Source organism: Lysobacter sp. Root76 (genome assembly GCF_001428685.1).
Classification (GTDB): domain Bacteria; phylum Pseudomonadota; class Gammaproteobacteria; order Xanthomonadales; family Xanthomonadaceae; genus Lysobacter.
The window spans coordinates 972,027-987,169 of record NZ_LMIK01000005.1 but is presented as its reverse complement, the minus strand read 5'-3'; the positions used below and the strand labels follow the sequence as shown (position 1 = coordinate 987,169).

The following is a 15,143-nucleotide window of genomic DNA, read 5'->3' as shown; positions in this document are numbered from 1 at the left end:
TCGTCTCAACGTCGTCGATTTCATGCGTTTGCGCCTGCGGCGCGCCCTCACCCCAGCCCTCTCCCGCAAGCGGGAGAGGGAGCGAAAAGCGCGTTCGACATAAATGCACGCATCGCATGCAATTCGTCAGAGGCCCAATGCAGGAACGCGAGAAAACCGGCGCCCGTTTCACCCTCTCAATCTGAAACGCCCAGACCACAAACGGAGCGCTGCCCCGCTTATGGAGAGCCCCCTTAGTAAGGGGGCGCGGCGACAGCCGCGAGGATTGGAGAAGTGGCCCGGGGCCCAAAGTTTGCTCCGCAAACTTTGGGGCTTTTTTAGACGCCCTCGGCGTCTAAAAAAGCGGCGGAGCCGGCCATAAGCCGGGTTCTGTCGTGAGCAGTCATTCCTCTAGGCGCAGCGTCACCGCTACGCTCAAGCAGCCTACCCGGAGACACCGCGGGCCGCGGCATAGTCTCCCTATTTGGCCTTGCTCCCGGTGGGGTTTGCCGTGCCGGTCCGTTGCCGGACTCGCGGTGCGCTCTTACCGCACCGTTTCACCCTTACCACGCACGTCTTGCGACGCCGTTCGGCGGTCTGCTCTCTGTTGCACTTTCCGTCGGCTCGCGCCGCCCAGGCGTTACCTGGCACCGTGCCCTGTGGAGCCCGGACTTTCCTCGGCACCCGATCTTGCGATCCGATGACGCGACTGCCTGGCCGACTCCGCCGCGCGCATTGTCGCACGTGCGACGCCGCGGCACCGCTAAATTGGCGATTACGACGCAGCCCGCGCTCAGGCGAGGATCAGTTGGTTCCATGCGAAGCGACGACCCGGAAGACCATTACCCGCTGTATCCGCTGGGCATGCTGCGCCGTCATGGCCTGATCGGCGCTCAGGATCTGGCCGAGCGCCTGCCCGACTGGACCGAACGGCAACTGCGCGACGCCTTCTGGCCCGCCTATCGCTCGATCCGCGAGACCGAAGCCGAACTGGAGCAGGTGTCCGGCATCGACGGCGGCGAGCGGGTGATGCTGCTTAACGGCCTGCCGATCTTCGTGTCCGAAGACATCTGGAACTTCCAGGTACTGGCCGGCCCGGAATTGATGGATCGATTGGTCGCCGCGCTTGCGCACCCACGTCCGCCGCGAACATAGGCGCGGGACGTTTCAATCGCCGCCGTACAGCGCCTTGCGCGGCGCACCGCTGAGTTCGGCGGCGAGCTTGGCCGCCTGCGAGGGCTTCAGGTACTCGACCAGTTTCGCGTACAGCCTGCGCCCCTCGACTACCTGGGCGTCGGCGTCTTCGCCCGCTCCTTCGATCATCACCACGAACTCGCCCTTGCGCTGGTTCGGATCGGCGGCGACGCGTTCACGCAATTGCGCCAGGGTGCCGTCGAGCACGGTTTCGAACAGTTTGGTCAGTTCGCGCGCGATCACCGCCGGGCGCTCGTCGCCGAACGCCGCCGCCATGTCGGCCAGCGCTTCCTCGATGCGGTGCGCGGATTCGTAGAACAGCAGGGTCCGAGGTTCCGCGGCCAGCCGCGCCAGGCGCTCGCGGCGCGCGGAGGCCTTGGCCGGCAGGAAGCCCTCGAACGCGAACCGGTCCGAGGCCAGCCCGGCCACGCTCAGCGCGGCGATCGCGGCGCAGGCGCCGGGCACCGGCGAAACCCGGATGCCGGCGGCGCGCGCGGCCCGCACCAGGCGGAAGCCGGGGTCGCTGACCAGCGGGGTGCCGGCGTCGGAGACCAGCGCCAGCGAATCGCCCGCCTGCAGGCGTGCGACCAGCTGCGCCACCTGCGCGTCTTCGTTGTGCTGGTGCAGGGCCAGCAGCGGCCGCTCCAGGCCGAAGTGGGCGAGCAGCTGACGGGTGTGGCGGGTGTCCTCGGCGCAGATCGCGGCGACGCCTCGCAGGGTCTCGAGCGCGCGCGGCGAGAGGTCGCCGAGGTTGCCGATCGGGGTCGCAACGATGTGGAGGGTACCGGGGCTTTGCATCGTGCTTCCGTGTCGGGGCCGGGTAGAATCGTACCCGGTCCCCCAAGGAACGCCGCGTCGCGGCGAAATCATGCCGATGCGCCTTCAGCCCGAGATCACCGGATCCCACTCCACGCGCTCCCACCCCACGCGCTCCGCCGCGCGCGCGCGCGCCGGTTGGCGCGGCGCCCGGATCGCGCTCGCCGCCCTGGCCCTCGGCCTGACCCTGGCCGGCTGCGGCACGGTGACCACCCACACCGGTCCGGCGCCGGCACGCACCGCCGGGCATCCGCTGGTGGTCCAGGCCAGCGAACTCGCGCGCAACGGCGCGGCCCTCAGCGGCGCCGCGCGCACCGAGAACGACAGCCAGATCGAGCGCCTGCTGACCCAGCTGGACAACGACAGCCTGGCGCGCGAAGCCGCCGCGCTGCCGCCCGGCGACCCGCTCTACAACTACGCCGGCCGCGCCCTGCTGCGCCGGGGCCTGCCGCTGCCGCGTCCGTTCGACCGCGGCGAAGGCTGGCGCTTCGACGCCAAGCGTCCGCCGGCCGACAGCGACGGCTACCGTCCGCCGACCAAGATCGCGGTGCTGCTGCCCTTGTCCGGCGCCATGGCCACTGCGGCCTCGCCGGTGCGCGACGGCTTCCTGGCCGGCTACTACGGCGAAAACCGCCGGCGCCCGGACGTGGTGTTCTACGACACGCTCGGCACCGCCGGCGGCACCCTCGCCGCCTACGACAAGGCCGCCGCCGAGGGCAACGATTTCGTGGTCGGCCCGCTCGGCCGCGACGAAGTCAGCGCGCTGTTCGGCAAGGGCGCGCTGCCGGTACCGGTGCTCGCGCTCAATCGCGGCTCGGTCGCACCGCCGTCGGGCAATGCCAGCTTCTCGCTGTCGCCGGAAGACGAAGGCATCGCCGCGGCCGATTACCTGCTGAGCCAGGGCGCGCGTCGCGTGCTGGTGGTCGGCGGCGCCGACGACGGCCAGAACCGCGCGGTGGCCGCGTTACGCGCGCGGCTGGGCGACCGCGGCGGCAGCGTCACCGACGCGGTCGGCGAAGGCACCGCGGACTTCGCGCCGTTCGCCAGCAAGGACGGCGGCGTCGATGCGGTCTTCCTCGCGGTCAAGGGCGCCTCGGCGCGCACGCTGATGCCGAAGCTGGCCCTGGCCGGCCTGGGCGGCAAGCCGCGCGTGGCGACCTCCTACGTGCTCTCGGGCACCGGCAAGCCGGAACAGGACCGCGTCCTCGACGGCGTCGTGTTCCCGTCCGAAGCCTGGACCACGCGCGGCGTGCGCGGCCTGCCGGCGGCGGCGGCGGCCGGTCAGACCCTGCCGACCGCACGCGGGCCGGCCGCGCGCCTGTTCGCGTTCGGCTACGACGCCTGGCTGCTGTCTGCGTATCTGGAACGCCTGGCGACCGCCGCCGACGGCCAGGTCGCCGGCGCGACCGGCACCCTGCGCGTCGACGGCTTCGGCAATGTGATGCGCACGCCGGCCTGGTCGGTCTTCAGCAGCGGCGTGGCCGTCTCGTTGAGCGACGTCGCGCGCCATTAAGCGGGCCTGAGCGCATGCCCGCGCCACTGGACCGACGCAGCCGCGGCGCGGCGGTCGAGGCGGCCGCGCGTGCGCACCTGCTCGCACAAGGGCTGCGCGAGATCGCGGCCAACGCCAGCTTCCGTTTCGGCGAACTCGATCTGGTGATGCTCGACCCGGGCCCGCGCGAGCCGTGCGTGGTGTTCGTCGAAGTGCGTTACCGCCGCAGCGCAGCCTTCGGCGGCGGTGCGGTCTCGGTCGATGCCGGCAAGCGCCGGCGCCTGGTGCAGGCGGCGCTTGCCTTCCTCGCCGCGCACCGCCAGTACAGCAACGCGCCCTGCCGCTTCGACGTGATCGAAGCCGACGGCGATCCCGACGCGCCGCGCCTGCATTGGCTGCGCGATGCCTTCCGTGCCGACGAGATCTGAATCCGCCATGCCGACCGTCATCAGCCATGCCGTGGTCCCGCTCGCCCTGGGCTGGGCCCTGGGCCCGCGCCGGGTCGATCGCCGGCTGCTGATCGCCGGCGCGCTCGCGGCCATGCTGCCGGACGCCGACGTGGTCGCCTTCAAGCTCGGCATCGCCTACGCCGACGATTTCGGCCATCGCGGCGCCAGCCATTCCTTCGCGTTCGCCGCCGCGGTCGGCGCGCTGGGCGCGCTCGCCAGCCGCTGGCTGCGCGCGCCGCCGCTGTGGGCGGCGCTGTGGCTGGCGCTGTGCGTGGCCTCGCATCCGCTGTTGGACGCATTCACCGACGGCGGGCTCGGCGTCGCCCTGCTGTGGCCGTGGTCGGATGCGCGCCTGTTCGCACCGTGGCGGCCGATCGCGGTGTCGCCGATCGGCGCCGGCTTCTTCAGCCTGCGCGGATTGCAGGTGCTGTGGTCGGAGGTGCAATGGGTGTGGTTGCCGGCGCTGTTGCTGGCCGCACCGTTGGCCCTGATCGCGCGTCGGCGCCGGGCCGCGCCGGCATGAGCGCGCTGCCGGCCGATCTCGCGCGCACGCTCGCCGGGCTGCTCGGCGACGGCTGGCTGACCGATCCCGGCGAACGCCTGGCCTACGCCTACGACAACTCGCGCCGGCAGGCGCTGCCCGATGCGGTCGCGCTGCCGCGCACGCGCGAGCAGGTGCAGGAGCTGGTGCGCGCCTGCCGCGCGCATCGGGTGGCGGTGGTCGCGCGCGGACGCGGCACCAATACCACCGGCGCCTCGGTGCCGGTCGCGGCCGGTGTGGTGGTGTCGTTCGAACGCATGAACCGCATCCTCGACATCCGCCCCGGCGACCGCTGCGCGGTGGTCGAGCCCGGAGTGATCAACGGCGACCTGCAGGCGGCGCTCAAACCGCACGGCCTGTTCTGGCCACCGGACCCGACCAGCGCCGCCTTCAGCACCGTCGGCGGCAACCTCGCCTGCAACGCCGGCGGGCCGCGCGCGGTGAAGTACGGCGCCAGCCGCGACAACGTGCTCGCGATCACCGCGGTCACCGGCGCCGGCGAACTGATCGTCTGCGGCACCGCCACTACCAAGGGTTCGACCGGCTACGACCTGCACCGTTTGCTGGTCGGCAGCGAAGGCACCCTGGCGCTGATCGTCGAGGCCAGCCTGCGGCTCACGCCCTCGGCGCCGCAACGACGCGCCGTACGCGCGATCTACCGCGACGTCTCGTCCGCGGCGCAAGCGGTGGCCCGGCTGATGGCGCAGCCGGTCACGCCGTCGATGCTGGAATTCATGGACGGCCACGCGCTGCGGCTGGCGCGCGACGTCGGTGGCGCGGATCTGCCGCACGAGGCCGGCGCCCTGCTGATGATCGAAGCCGACGGCGATGGCGACACCTTGCCGCAGGCGATCGCGGCCTTGAAACGCGCGGCCGCCGGCGATGGCCTGCTGGCGCTGGACGATGCCGCCGACGAGGCCGCGAGCGAAAAACTTTGGGCGGCGCGCAAGGCGCTGTCGCCGGCATTGCGCACGCTAGCGCCGGGCAAGATCAACGAAGACGTGGTGGTGCCGGTATCGCGCATTCCGCAACTGGTCGACGGCGTGCAGGCGCTGTCGCGCGAGTTCGCGCTGCCCATCGTCTGCTTCGGCCATGCCGGCAACGGCAACCTGCACGTGAATCTGCTGTACGACCCCGCCGACGTTTCCCAGAGCGAACGCGCGAACGCGGCAATGGCGCGCGTGTTCGGCTTGGCCCTGGCTTTGGGCGGCACGCTCTCGGGCGAGCACGGCATCGGGCTGGCGAAACGCGACTTCATGCCGCAGGTCATCGACGCGGCGACGCTGGCGCTGATGCGGCAGCTGAAGACGGTGTTCGATCCGGACGGGATATTGAATCCGGGGAAGCTGTTGCCGCAGTGACGTGGCGACGATTCGATCGGCTTGTGAGCACACTGCCGATCGTAGGATCGCAGCTTCGTCGATCGCGACTTACGTCGCTCCCACAGGGAGCAAGTGGACGGCCTCGTACCTGTGGGAGCGGCGTAAGCCGCGATCGCGTGACTCGGCAGCTGCGAACCAGCACAACACCCTCAGGATGCGGTGAGCCGCAGGCAAACCGCGTCGTCGCGGGGCCGCGCGCAGGCGCGTACCACCGACGCGAAACGCGCCCCATGAACGCCTACGCGGCGAAGTGGTCGTAACCGGTGTTCTGGGCTTGCCAGGGCGAACCGTCCGCGCGGAACGCCGATACGCCCTCGCCCGCCGCCACGCGACCGATCGCCGTCACCGCCACGCCCGCGTCGGCCGCAGCGCGCGCGATCGCCTCGCGCGCCGACTCCGGCGCGGTGAAGCAAAGTTCGTAGTCGTCGCCCCCGGTTGCCTGCAATCTGCGCCGGGTTTCGGCATCGAAGCTGGCGCGTAAGGCCGCAGAGGCCGGCAATGCATCGATATCGACCTGCGCGGCGACGCCGCTGGCCGCGCACACGTGCCCCAGGTCGGCCAACAGACCGTCGGACACGTCGATGCAGGCGTGCGCCTGCCGCAACGCCGGCAGCAAGGCCAGGCGCGGCGTCGGCCGGTCCAGGCGCGCGCGCAGATAAGCATCCATCGCCGCTCCGGCGCGCCACTGCGCCAGTGCGCCGGCCGCGTCGCCGAGACTGCCGCTGATCCAGACCGTGTCGCCGACGCGCGCGCCGTCGCGGCGCGCCGCGCGGCCCGGTTCGACCAGACCATGCGCGGTCACGCAGACCGATAGCGGGCCGCGGGTGGTGTCGCCGCCGACCAGGGCGACGCCGTGCTGTTCGGCCAGACCGAGGAAACCGTCCAGGAACGCGTCCAGCCAAGCGGCATCGGCCTGGGGCAGCGACAAGGACAAGGTGCACCACGCCGGCTCGGCAGCCATTGCGGCCAGGTCGGACAGGTTGACCGCCAGCGCTTTCCAGCCGATGTCGGCCGGTGCGGTGTCGTCGGGGAAATGCACGCCCGCGTTGAGCGTGTCCATCGCCACCACCAGCTCGCGACCGGCAGGCACGCGCAGCAGCGCGGCGTCGTCGCCGATGCCGAGCGCGACGTCGTCGCGCGCGGCGACGCGTCGGCGGATGCGCGCGATCAGGTCGAATTCGGCCATCGCGGCGGCGGCGCGCCTTACTTGGCGCGCGGCGACTGCACTTCGACCGGGCGCCAGGCCGCGGCTGCGTGGTCGAGCACGCCGTTGACGTAGGTATGGCCGTGCTCGGCGCCGAAACGCTTCACCGTTTCGATGGCCTCGTTGAGGACCACGCGATACGGCACGTCGGGGCGGCGGCGCAGCTCGTAGGCGGCGATGCGCAGCACCGCGCGCTCGATCGGATCGACCTGCTCGATGTCGCGGTCCAGGTACGGCGCCAGGGCGACGTCGAGTTCTTCCTGGAACTTGTCGACGCCGCGCACCAGATCCTCGAAGTACATGAGGTCGGCGACTTCGTGCGCCTGCTCGTGGGCGAACTGCGAGATCACGTCCTCGACGCGCGCCCCCGACAGCTGCCAGGCGTACACGGCCTGCAGCGCGCGGCGGCGGGCGCGCGAACGCGCGACCGGGTCTATGCCATCGTGGCGGCGGCGATTCATCGCGTCGACTCCCGTGATTCGTACTTGAGCGGCGCCTGCACCAGCAGGTGCGCCATTTCCAGTGCGGCCAGTGCGCACTCCTCGCCCTTGTTGCCGTGGCTGCCGCCGGCGCGGGCCTCGGCATCCTCGTGGCGTTCCACCGCGAGCACGCCGTTGGCGATCGGCAGGCCGTAGTCCAGCGCGACCCGCATCAGGCCGTCGGAGCAGCCGTCGGCGACCTGCTCATAATGGCGGGTGTCGCCACGCACCACGCAGCCCAGCGCGACCACGGCGGCATGCGCGCCGGAGCGGGCCAGGCGCGCGGCCACCACCGGCAGCTCCCATGCGCCGGGCACGCGGATCACGTCGATCGCGTCCTCGGCGACGCCGTGTTCGGCGAAGGTGCGGCGCGCGCCGGCGACCAGCGTATCGGTGATGCGCGGGTTCCAGCGGCTGGCGATGATGGCGTAGCGCGCGCCCTCGGGGCTGCGCAGATCGCCTTCGTAATGGGGCATGGGGGAACCGTCTGGACGAAAGGGGTAGTTTAGCGGCTGGGGCGGCCAGTGCCGACGAATCGGCGCCGCCGCGGCCACCGTAACGCACGAAGACGACCACCGAAGGTCGTCTTCGTCCATGGCCCGGACTCAGGCCAGCGTGGCGGGATCGACGTATTCGACGACTTCCAGCCCGAACCCGGCCAGGCCGACCTGGCGCCGCGGCGTGCCCAGCACGCGCAACCGGGCCAGGCCGAGATCGGCCAGGATCTGGCCGCCGGCGCCGTTTCGGCGCCATTCGGCCAGGGCGTGGCCGCGGCTGGGCGCTGCGGCGACGGCTTCGGCCTCGTGCGCGGCCGCTTGCTCGCGCACCCGCGCCAGCAGGGCCTCAGCGTCGGGAGCGTCGCCCAGCAGCACCAGCGCGCCGCGCCCCTCGCGCGCGATCGCCGCCAGCACGTCGCCGACCGCCGGGCCGAAGTCGGCGCGCCGCCAATGCAGGCTGTCGGCCAGCGGGTTCTGCACGTGCACGCGCACCAGGGTCGGGACGCTCGCGTCGGCCTGGCCGCGCAGCATCGCGAAATGCAGGCCGTGGCTGAGGCGGTCGCGATAACTGATCAGGCGGAACGGACCGTACTCGGTGTCGATCTCGCGCTCGTCGACGCGCTCGACCGTGTGCTCGGTCGCCAGGCGGTAGCGGATCAGCTCTTCGATCGAACCGATCTTGAGACCGTGCTCGGCCGCGAACGCTTCCAGCTGCGGACGCCGCGCCATGCTGCCGTCGGGGTTGAGGATCTCGACCAGCACGCCAGCCGGTTCCAGACCGGCCAGCATCGCCAGATCGCTCGCCGCCTCGGTGTGGCCGGCGCGGTTGAGCACGCCGCCGGGCTGCGACATCAGCGGGAAGATATGGCCGGGCTGGGCCAGATCGGCCGGCTTGGCGTCCGGACGCACCGCGGTGCGTACCGTGTGGGCGCGGTCGTAGGCCGAAATGCCGGTGGTGACGCCCTCGGCGGCCTCGATGCTGACGGTGAAGTTGGTGTGGTGCGAGGAGGTGTTGTCGCGCACCATCGGCCCCAGGCCCAGCTGCAGGCAACGTTCGCGCATCAGCGACAGGCAGACCAGGCCGCGCGCGTGCGTGACCATGAAGTTGATGTCGGACGGCCGCACCAGCTCGGCGGCCATGATCAGGTCGCCTTCGTTCTCGCGGTCTTCGTCGTCGACGATCACGACCATGCGGCCGTTGCGGATTTCTTCCAACAGTTCGGGAATGCTGGCGAAATTCATGCGCCGGTCTCCGCTTGGGCGCCGAGCAGGCGTTCGACGTAACGCGCCACCAGGTCGATTTCGAGATTGACCGCCGCGCCGACCGCAGTCTGCGCGAACGCGGTGTGGGCGACGGTGTGCGGAATCAGCGCGACTTCGAAACTGCGCGCATCGGCTTCGTTGACGGTGAGGCTGACGCCGTCGACGCAGATCGAGCCCTTCTTGGCGATGTAGCGCGCCAGCGCGGCCGGCACTTCGAAGCGCCAGCGCTGGGCGCGCGCGTCCTCGCGCACCTCGAGCACGCGGCCGACGCCGTCGACGTGGCCGCTGACCAGGTGCCCGCCGAGGCGGTCGCTGGGCCGCATCGCCCGCTCCAGGTTGAGCATGGCACCGTCGTGCAGGCCGCCCAGGGTGGTCAGGGACAGGGTTTCGGTGGACGCGTCGGCTTCGAACCAGTCGGCGCCGAAGCCGATCACGGTCAGGCAGACGCCGTTGACCGCGATGCTCTCGCCCAGCTTGGGCTGGTCGAAGTCGAGACTGCCGGTGGCGACGCGCAGCCGCACGTCGCCGCCCAGGTTTTGGCGACCGGCGAGCGCGCCGACGCCTTCGATGATGCCGGTGAACATCAGCGCGTCTCCCCGAGGGTGAGCGCGCAATGGCAAAGGTGGAGCTTGGACATGAAACGTTTCCCGCATGATGGTGAGCGAAAAACGCCTCAAGGCACGAGGCAAGCGCACGGCGACGCGCGCCATGCGAAAGCCGTCTTCTTTCATCCGGACTGTGACCGTCGGCTCCGGCGTCGGACCGGATCTGCTGACCCTCCGGTGCGGCCGGAGGCGCTCGCGGGCTCGCGCGGAGACCCTTCGGCCCTGCGCCTACCGCCGGTGGGGAATCTCACCCCGCCCTGAAGACGTTACGTTGTGGTGCCGGAAACCGGCGCGGGCATTCTAGCATCGGGGGTGGAGGGGGCCGGTCGGACGCAGTGTTCTGGGGGGCGTTTAAGAGCGAATCCCCCCTAGCCCCCCTTTTTCAAAGGGGGGAACAGCAAAAAGCGGCGCCGCGTCGTCGGAGCTGCTGACTCTCAGTAGAGAAGGCGCTTGCCGGTCTTCCTATTTTGAAAAAAGCGCCTGCTGATCCTCCCCTTGGAAGGTGGCGCCTGCTGGTCTTCTCCCTTGGAGAGGTGGCGCCTGCTGGTCTACCCCTGGAAAGGTGGCGCCCGCTGGTCTTCCCCCTTGGAAAGGCGGCGCCTGCTGCCCCCCCCTGGAAAGGTGGCGCCCGCTGGTTTTCCCCCTTTGAAAAAGGGGGATCGAGGGGGATTTGCTTCTAAGCCTTACGCCGCAAATGCAGAAACAGCGGCCACTGCAAGGTCCGCACATCCTCCGCCGCTCCCCAGGCCGCGGCCAGTGCCGGGGCATGGCGCGCGACCGGGTCGTCGCCGGTGGCGGCCAGGCAGCGCGCGCTGGCCGACATGCTGGCCAGGTAGCCCAAGAACCGCGACAGGGTCCATTCGGCCTCCAGCCATAGCGCCGGCGCCGGCAGCGCCGGGAACGGCCAGGCGTAACCGGCGTAGGCGGCGTCGATCTGGGCCCGCTCCGGCGGCCAGTATTCCTCGATCTGGGCGCGGAACGCGGCCACCGGGTCCTGCATGCCTTCCGGGGCCAGGAAGTCCTGATAGCCCCAGGCCGCCAGCACGCCGCCGGGCGCGAGCACGCGTTCGCATTCGCCGAAGAACGCCTCGCGATCGAACCAGTGCAGGGCCTGTGCCACCGCGATCAATCCGACACCGGCATCGGCCAGGGCGGTGCGCTCGCCGGGTTCGACCGCGAGCGTGATCCGCTCGGCGCCCGCGTTCGCCCAATGCTGTGCGATCTGCTGCGCGCTGGGATCGCTGGCGTAGACCCGGGCGAAGCGCGCGGCCAGACCGCGCGTGGCTTGGCCGCTGCCGCAGCCGGGTTCCCAGACCCGCGCCGAAGCCGGCACCACCGCGCGCAGCGCATCGAACAGCGCATCGGGATACTCCGGGCGCGCGGCCGCGTAAGCGCCGGCGACGCCGGAGAAATGGTCTTTGAATCCGGGCTCGCTCATGCGCGGCTCCTCAGGCGCTGCTTTCCGGCCGCAGCAGCAGGCGCATGTCGTCGCCGATGCGCCGCGACTCGACAATGTTCAACCGCAGCTTCTGGGTCATATCGTCGATCTGCAGGCCGTCGAACAGCGGACGCGCATTCGCCCCCAGCAACACCGGCGCCACGTACAGCAACACCTCGTCGACCAAACCCGCGGCGAGGAAGGCGCCGGCCAAGGTCGCGCCGGCTTCGAGCTGGATCTCGTTGACGCCGCGCTCCGCGAGCAGGCGCAGCACCGCCTCCAGGTCGAAGCAGCCGTCGCGCACCGCCACCGCGGCGTGCTGGGCGCTGAACTCGCGCGGCGGCTTGGCGTCGGGCGCGTGCAGGTACAGCGTCGGCGCATCGCCCTCGCGCACGCGGCCGCGTGCGACCGTGGCCAGACCAGGGTCCAGCACCACCCGCAGCGGCGCCACGAACGCAGTGTCGTCGCCCAGGCGCACGGTCAGCGAGGGGTCGTCGGCGAGCACGGTGCCGGCGCCGGTGACGATCGCGCCCGCGCGCGCGCGCCAGCGCTGCACGTCCAGGCGCGAGGCTTCGCCGCTGATCCACTTCGATTCGCCGCTGGCCAGCGCGCTGCGGCCGTCGATGCTGGTCGCCAGCTTGACCCGCAGCCACGGCCGGCCGCGTTCGATCCGCGACAGAAAGCCGCGATTGAGCGCACGCGCCTGCGTTTCCATTAGCCCGCTGGCCACCTCGATGCCGGCCGCCTGCAGCTTCGCAAGACCGGCGCCATCGACCTGCGGGAACGGATCGCGCATCGCCGCGACCACGCGCGTCACGCCGGCTGCGATCAGCGCCTCGCTGCAGGGACCGGTGCGGCCGGTGTGGGCGCAGGGTTCCAGCGTCACGTAGGCGGTCGCGCCGCGCGCACGCTCGCCGGCCGCGCGCAGGGCATGCACTTCCGCGTGCGGCTCGCCGGCGCGCTCATGCCAGCCTTCGCCGACGACTACGTCGCCGTGCGCGATCACACAACCGACCATGGGATTGGGCTTGGTGGTGTAGGCGCCCTTCTCGGCCAGGCGCAGCGCGCGGGCCATGTGGACGTGGTCGGTGGCGGTGAAGGACGTGGTCATGGCGCGCGCTTGAAATGGGTGGCGTCGGGAAAATCGGAGACCAGGCTGCCATCGGCCTGCACGGTCAAGGTCATCGCCCCGCCCTCGGCGGCGCCGATGGCGTTGGCGTCGAATTCGATCAGGTACAAGAGCTTGGTCGCATCGTCCACGCTTAGCCAGCGCGGTCGGTCGGGCTGCTCGGGGAAGCGTACGCCGACGGCTTTCACCGCGGCATCGGCCGGCAAGGCAGCGAACTCGAACTCGCCATCGCCGCCTTGCTTCGCGGTTTGTTCGATCACCCGACCGTCGGCCAGACGCAACATGGCCTTGGCGTCGCCTACCGCCAGACCGATACGCGGCTCGTACACTTTGACCCACACGGTCTCGCCGGCGCGACGCGGCCGATGCGCCCACCAGCTGCCGACCGGCAACAGTCCCGCGTCCACCGCCTGCTGCAGGGTTTCGATACCGTCGCCGCGCACCGCGTTCAGATCGGCCTCGGTCAAGGGCGGCGGCAGTGCGCGCCTGATGCCGTCCACGCTGTCGGGCGCGCGCTCCACCAGCGTCACGCTGCGGTCGCCGCCTTGCCAGCAGCCGCTCACGTCCATGCCTGGCATCGGCACGTCGCGCATGCGGAAGCTGCCGTCCGGATTCAATTGCAGGCTCGGCTTCGTGTCCCCGGCGGTTGCGGCATAAGGCCCCGCCAGCGCCGTGTCGCCGGATGCGCAGCCGGCGTCGGCGGGCGATGCGAGCAGCCAGGCGCACACGATCGCCAGGACCGGCCACGCACCGGCCGCGCGCGCAACGCTGAATGGTTTGGACGTCATGCGTTCCGCACTCCCGAAGTCGAGATCCGGAGCGTACGCCCGCCGGCTGCGGCGAAGAGCGCGATCAGGGAACGCGCTTGGGAGTTCATCGCGCACTGCGTGCTCTGCAAGCCGTCAATGCCGTACATAGCGGCCGGGCACCCGCGGTGCGATCAGAGCGCCGTCGTCCTGGCTCAGGATGATCTGGTCGAACGGCACCGGCATCGCCGCCGCGCTGTCCAGGCCGATCGCGAAAATACGGCCCCGGCTTTCGTCCAGCGCCAGAGCTTGAGCCGGAATGTCGGGGGCCTGCAGGATCACCTGCTGCAAGCGCGCGCCCGGACGCCGTACCGCCAGCGCCCAGCCGCTGGGACCGGTTTCGGTGCGCTCCGTGCGCCCGTCGGAATACACGAAGCCGACGCCGATTCCCTCGGCGCGTTGACCGCGCTGCGGATCGCCGATGACGACCGCGTAACCCTCGCCTTGCGCGTCCGCCTCGGACGGCGGCAGGCAGCGCCCCGAATCGAAGGTCGCGGGGCGCAGCTCGGGCGTGCGGCGATCGGCCATCGCATGCAGGCGCCAGACCTCGTGCAGTCGCTGCAGATAGGTTTGCGCCGCACGCTCCGCCGCTTCCATCTCGTCGACGGGGACGGCGTCGGCCGGCGTTTGCCCTTGCAAGGCGGCTTCGGTCGCGGCGGCGGTCGCGGCGGCGGCGGCGGCCTCGGCCGCCGACAGGAGCGGCGGCGGCCGGCGCTCGGGTTGCGCGGCCCTCGCCTCGATCGCCGCGCCACCCGCCGTTTCCAGCGCCCGCCGCGCCTGTTCGAGCGCAGCCAGCGCCGGCGCCAGGGCCGCCTCGGCTTCGCCGCGGCGCGCGGCATCGGTCGCAGCGCTTACGTCCGCGATGGCGGCCAGTTCGCCCAGCTCCAGCCCGAGCCGATAGGTCTTCACGAAACCGCAGGCTTCTTCGATCAGCGCCTCGCGCCGCTCTTCCGCGAACTCGCCGAGCCGCTTCTGCGCATCCGGATTCCACGGCAGGGTCTGGTCTAGCGAGAACGCGGGCTTGCTGGGCACCGGCGCCTGCGTGGTCAGCACGACGCGATCCCCGCCCACGTTCCATCGGCCGCTGGCGGATTCGACCATCAAGCCGTAGCTGAGGCTCCATTCGAAACGCCCGTCGGGTTCGAGCAGCAACTCCGAGGCCGCGTCGGCCGCGCCTTCCAGGACGTAGCGGCCGGCCAAGGCCGCGCGCTGCCGGTCCTCGATCGGGTCGGCGGCCTGCGCCGCGCCGGCGAGCAGGCCCAGGACGAGCAGCGAAAATCTCAATGCATTCGACATGCGCGAATTCCTTTCGGCGCGTAACGGGGGTTTTGCGCCCGGGCTCAGCGCTTCTTCTTGTCCGGCCGCGGCTCGTCCTCGCCCAGCAGAGGCAATTGCGCGTCGCCCGGGATGTCGCGTTCCAGACGGTCGAGCTCCTCGCGGAAATCGGCCACGTCTTCGAAGGAGCGGTAAACCGAGGCGAAGCGCACGTAGCCGACGTGGTCCAGCTTGCGCAGTTCGGCCATCACGAACTCGCCGACCCGGCGCGAAGGCAGTTCGCGTTCGGCGGTCATGCGCAGCTGGTGCACCACCGCGCGCACCGCCGCTTCGATCTGTTCTTCGGCCACCGGCCGCTTCTGCAGCGCGCGGTCGAAGCCCACCCGCAGCTTGCGCGCGTCGAAGGCCTCGCGGCGGCCGTCGCCCTTGATGATCATCGGCAGTTTCAGCTCGATCGTCTCGAGCGTGCTGAAGCGCTCTCCGCAGGCCTCGCAGACGCGGCGCCGACGGATGGTGGCGCCGTCGTCGGACACGCGCGAATCGATCACGCGGGTGTCCTGGTGCTGACAGAAGGGGCAATGCATCAGGGCACCA

16 protein-coding genes, 1 other RNA gene and 1 riboswitch are annotated in these 15,143 nt (G+C 71.0%); of the genes, 5 read left to right on the top strand and 12 right to left on the bottom strand.

Features of this window, described 5'->3' with window-relative positions; genetic code table 11:
* Positions 1–343: 343 nt before the first annotated feature.
* An RNA gene (gene rnpB / locus ASE10_RS11930) (RNase P RNA component class A) lies at positions 344–704 on the bottom strand.
* 91 nt (positions 705–795) lie between these two features.
* On the opposite strand from rnpB, the gene ASE10_RS11795 reads away from it, so the two are divergent.
* A complete protein-coding gene (locus ASE10_RS11795; protein ID WP_055908620.1) occupies positions 796–1,134 on the top strand; it encodes a hypothetical protein in 339 nt (112 codons plus the stop codon).
* Positions 1,135–1,146: 12 nt separating this feature from the next.
* On the opposite strand, the gene rsmI is transcribed toward ASE10_RS11795, so the two are convergent.
* Positions 1,147–1,971 carry a 16S rRNA (cytidine(1402)-2'-O)-methyltransferase gene (gene rsmI / locus ASE10_RS11790; RefSeq protein ID WP_055908623.1) on the bottom strand — a complete coding sequence of 275 codons (825 nt, stop codon included), beginning with the start codon at positions 1,969–1,971 and terminating at the stop codon, positions 1,147–1,149.
* Positions 1,972–2,041: 70 nt separating this feature from the next.
* Between rsmI and ASE10_RS11785 the strand changes: the two genes are divergently transcribed.
* The 4 genes from ASE10_RS11785 to ASE10_RS11770 are packed head-to-tail and all read left to right on the top strand — an operon-like array spanning position 2,042 to position 5,832.
* Positions 2,042–3,502 (top strand): penicillin-binding protein activator, encoded by a 1,461-nt coding sequence (locus tag ASE10_RS11785; RefSeq protein WP_235567556.1) that lies wholly within the window; start codon positions 2,042–2,044, stop codon positions 3,500–3,502.
* A gap of 14 nt (positions 3,503–3,516) precedes the next feature.
* Positions 3,517–3,909 carry a YraN family protein gene (locus ASE10_RS11780; RefSeq protein ID WP_055908626.1) on the top strand — a complete coding sequence of 131 codons (393 nt, stop codon included), beginning with the start codon at positions 3,517–3,519 and terminating at the stop codon, positions 3,907–3,909.
* A 7-nt stretch (positions 3,910–3,916) separates the two neighbouring features.
* Complete coding sequence (locus ASE10_RS11775) at positions 3,917–4,453, top strand: metal-dependent hydrolase (protein ID WP_055908631.1); 537 nt, start codon at positions 3,917–3,919, stop codon at positions 4,451–4,453.
* On the top strand, positions 4,450–5,832 hold the full coding sequence (locus tag ASE10_RS11770) for an FAD-linked oxidase C-terminal domain-containing protein (protein WP_056304942.1): 1,383 nt from the start codon (positions 4,450–4,452) through the stop codon (positions 5,830–5,832). The genes ASE10_RS11775 and ASE10_RS11770 overlap by 4 nt, the downstream gene beginning before the upstream one ends.
* Positions 5,833–6,091: 259 nt before the next feature.
* Here ASE10_RS11770 and thiL read toward each other — a convergent pair whose 3' ends face one another.
* From thiL to nrdR, 10 genes are all read right to left on the bottom strand, one after another.
* Positions 6,092–7,039 carry a thiamine-phosphate kinase gene (gene thiL / locus ASE10_RS11765; RefSeq protein WP_055908639.1) on the bottom strand — a complete coding sequence of 316 codons (948 nt, stop codon included), beginning with the start codon at positions 7,037–7,039 and terminating at the stop codon, positions 6,092–6,094.
* Between the two features lie 17 nt (positions 7,040–7,056).
* Entirely contained in the window at positions 7,057–7,518 is a 462-nt protein-coding gene (gene nusB / locus ASE10_RS11760; RefSeq protein ID WP_055908641.1) for a transcription antitermination factor NusB, read from the bottom strand.
* Positions 7,515–8,012: a 6,7-dimethyl-8-ribityllumazine synthase gene (gene ribH, locus ASE10_RS11755; RefSeq protein WP_055908643.1), complete on the bottom strand. Its 498-nt coding sequence runs from the start codon at positions 8,010–8,012 to the stop codon at positions 7,515–7,517. Before ribH ends, nusB begins: the two co-directional genes overlap by 4 nt.
* A gap of 129 nt (positions 8,013–8,141) precedes the next feature.
* Positions 8,142–9,275 (bottom strand): 3,4-dihydroxy-2-butanone-4-phosphate synthase, encoded by a 1,134-nt coding sequence (gene ribB / locus ASE10_RS11750; protein WP_055908646.1) that lies wholly within the window; start codon positions 9,273–9,275, stop codon positions 8,142–8,144.
* Positions 9,272–9,880 carry a riboflavin synthase gene (locus tag ASE10_RS11745; RefSeq protein WP_055908649.1) on the bottom strand — a complete coding sequence of 203 codons (609 nt, stop codon included), beginning with the start codon at positions 9,878–9,880 and terminating at the stop codon, positions 9,272–9,274. Before ASE10_RS11745 ends, ribB begins: the two co-directional genes overlap by 4 nt.
* Before the next feature lie 131 nt (positions 9,881–10,011).
* Positions 10,012–10,170, bottom strand: a riboswitch (FMN riboswitch).
* Positions 10,171–10,577: 407 nt separating this feature from the next.
* Positions 10,578–11,339, bottom strand: a complete 762-nt coding sequence (locus ASE10_RS11740) for a class I SAM-dependent methyltransferase (RefSeq protein WP_055908653.1) — start codon at positions 11,337–11,339, stop codon at positions 10,578–10,580.
* Positions 11,340–11,349: 10 nt separating this feature from the next.
* Positions 11,350–12,450 (bottom strand): bifunctional diaminohydroxyphosphoribosylaminopyrimidine deaminase/5-amino-6-(5-phosphoribosylamino)uracil reductase RibD, encoded by a 1,101-nt coding sequence (gene ribD, locus ASE10_RS11735; RefSeq protein ID WP_055908656.1) that lies wholly within the window; start codon positions 12,448–12,450, stop codon positions 11,350–11,352.
* Entirely contained in the window at positions 12,447–13,352 is a 906-nt protein-coding gene (locus ASE10_RS11730; protein ID WP_157488358.1) for a hypothetical protein, read from the bottom strand. The genes ribD and ASE10_RS11730 overlap by 4 nt, the downstream gene beginning before the upstream one ends.
* Positions 13,353–13,370: 18 nt before the next feature.
* A complete protein-coding gene (locus ASE10_RS11725) occupies positions 13,371–14,570 on the bottom strand; it encodes a hypothetical protein (protein WP_055908662.1) in 1,200 nt (399 codons plus the stop codon).
* Positions 14,571–14,614: 44 nt separating this feature from the next.
* On the bottom strand, positions 14,615–15,133 hold the full coding sequence (nrdR, locus tag ASE10_RS11720) for a transcriptional regulator NrdR (protein WP_055908665.1): 519 nt from the start codon (positions 15,131–15,133) through the stop codon (positions 14,615–14,617).
* Positions 15,134–15,143: the final 10 nt, after the last annotated feature.

Excerpts from the sequence above, each read along its gene's own strand:
- ASE10_RS11795 (WP_055908620.1), top strand. The coding sequence starts at position 796 with ATGCGAAGCGACGACCCGGAAGACCATTACCCGCTGTATCCGCTGGGC.
- rsmI (WP_055908623.1), bottom strand. The coding sequence starts at position 1,971 with ATGCAAAGCCCCGGTACCCTCCACATCGTTGCGACCCCGATCGGCAAC.
- ASE10_RS11785 (WP_235567556.1), top strand. The coding sequence starts at position 2,042 with ATGCCGATGCGCCTTCAGCCCGAGATCACCGGATCCCACTCCACGCGC.
- ASE10_RS11780 (WP_055908626.1), top strand. The coding sequence starts at position 3,517 with ATGCCCGCGCCACTGGACCGACGCAGCCGCGGCGCGGCGGTCGAGGCG.
- ASE10_RS11775 (WP_055908631.1), top strand. The coding sequence starts at position 3,917 with ATGCCGACCGTCATCAGCCATGCCGTGGTCCCGCTCGCCCTGGGCTGG.
- ASE10_RS11770 (WP_056304942.1), top strand. The coding sequence starts at position 4,450 with ATGAGCGCGCTGCCGGCCGATCTCGCGCGCACGCTCGCCGGGCTGCTC.
- thiL (WP_055908639.1), bottom strand. The coding sequence starts at position 7,039 with ATGGCCGAATTCGACCTGATCGCGCGCATCCGCCGACGCGTCGCCGCG.
- nusB (WP_055908641.1), bottom strand. The coding sequence starts at position 7,518 with ATGAATCGCCGCCGCCACGATGGCATAGACCCGGTCGCGCGTTCGCGC.
- ribH (WP_055908643.1), bottom strand. The coding sequence starts at position 8,012 with ATGCCCCATTACGAAGGCGATCTGCGCAGCCCCGAGGGCGCGCGCTAC.
- ribB (WP_055908646.1), bottom strand. The coding sequence starts at position 9,275 with ATGAATTTCGCCAGCATTCCCGAACTGTTGGAAGAAATCCGCAACGGC.
- ASE10_RS11745 (WP_055908649.1), bottom strand. The coding sequence starts at position 9,880 with ATGTTCACCGGCATCATCGAAGGCGTCGGCGCGCTCGCCGGTCGCCAA.
- ASE10_RS11740 (WP_055908653.1), bottom strand. The coding sequence starts at position 11,339 with ATGAGCGAGCCCGGATTCAAAGACCATTTCTCCGGCGTCGCCGGCGCT.
- ribD (WP_055908656.1), bottom strand. The coding sequence starts at position 12,450 with ATGACCACGTCCTTCACCGCCACCGACCACGTCCACATGGCCCGCGCG.
- ASE10_RS11725 (WP_055908662.1), bottom strand. The coding sequence starts at position 14,570 with ATGTCGAATGCATTGAGATTTTCGCTGCTCGTCCTGGGCCTGCTCGCC.
- nrdR (WP_055908665.1), bottom strand. The coding sequence starts at position 15,133 with ATGCATTGCCCCTTCTGTCAGCACCAGGACACCCGCGTGATCGATTCG.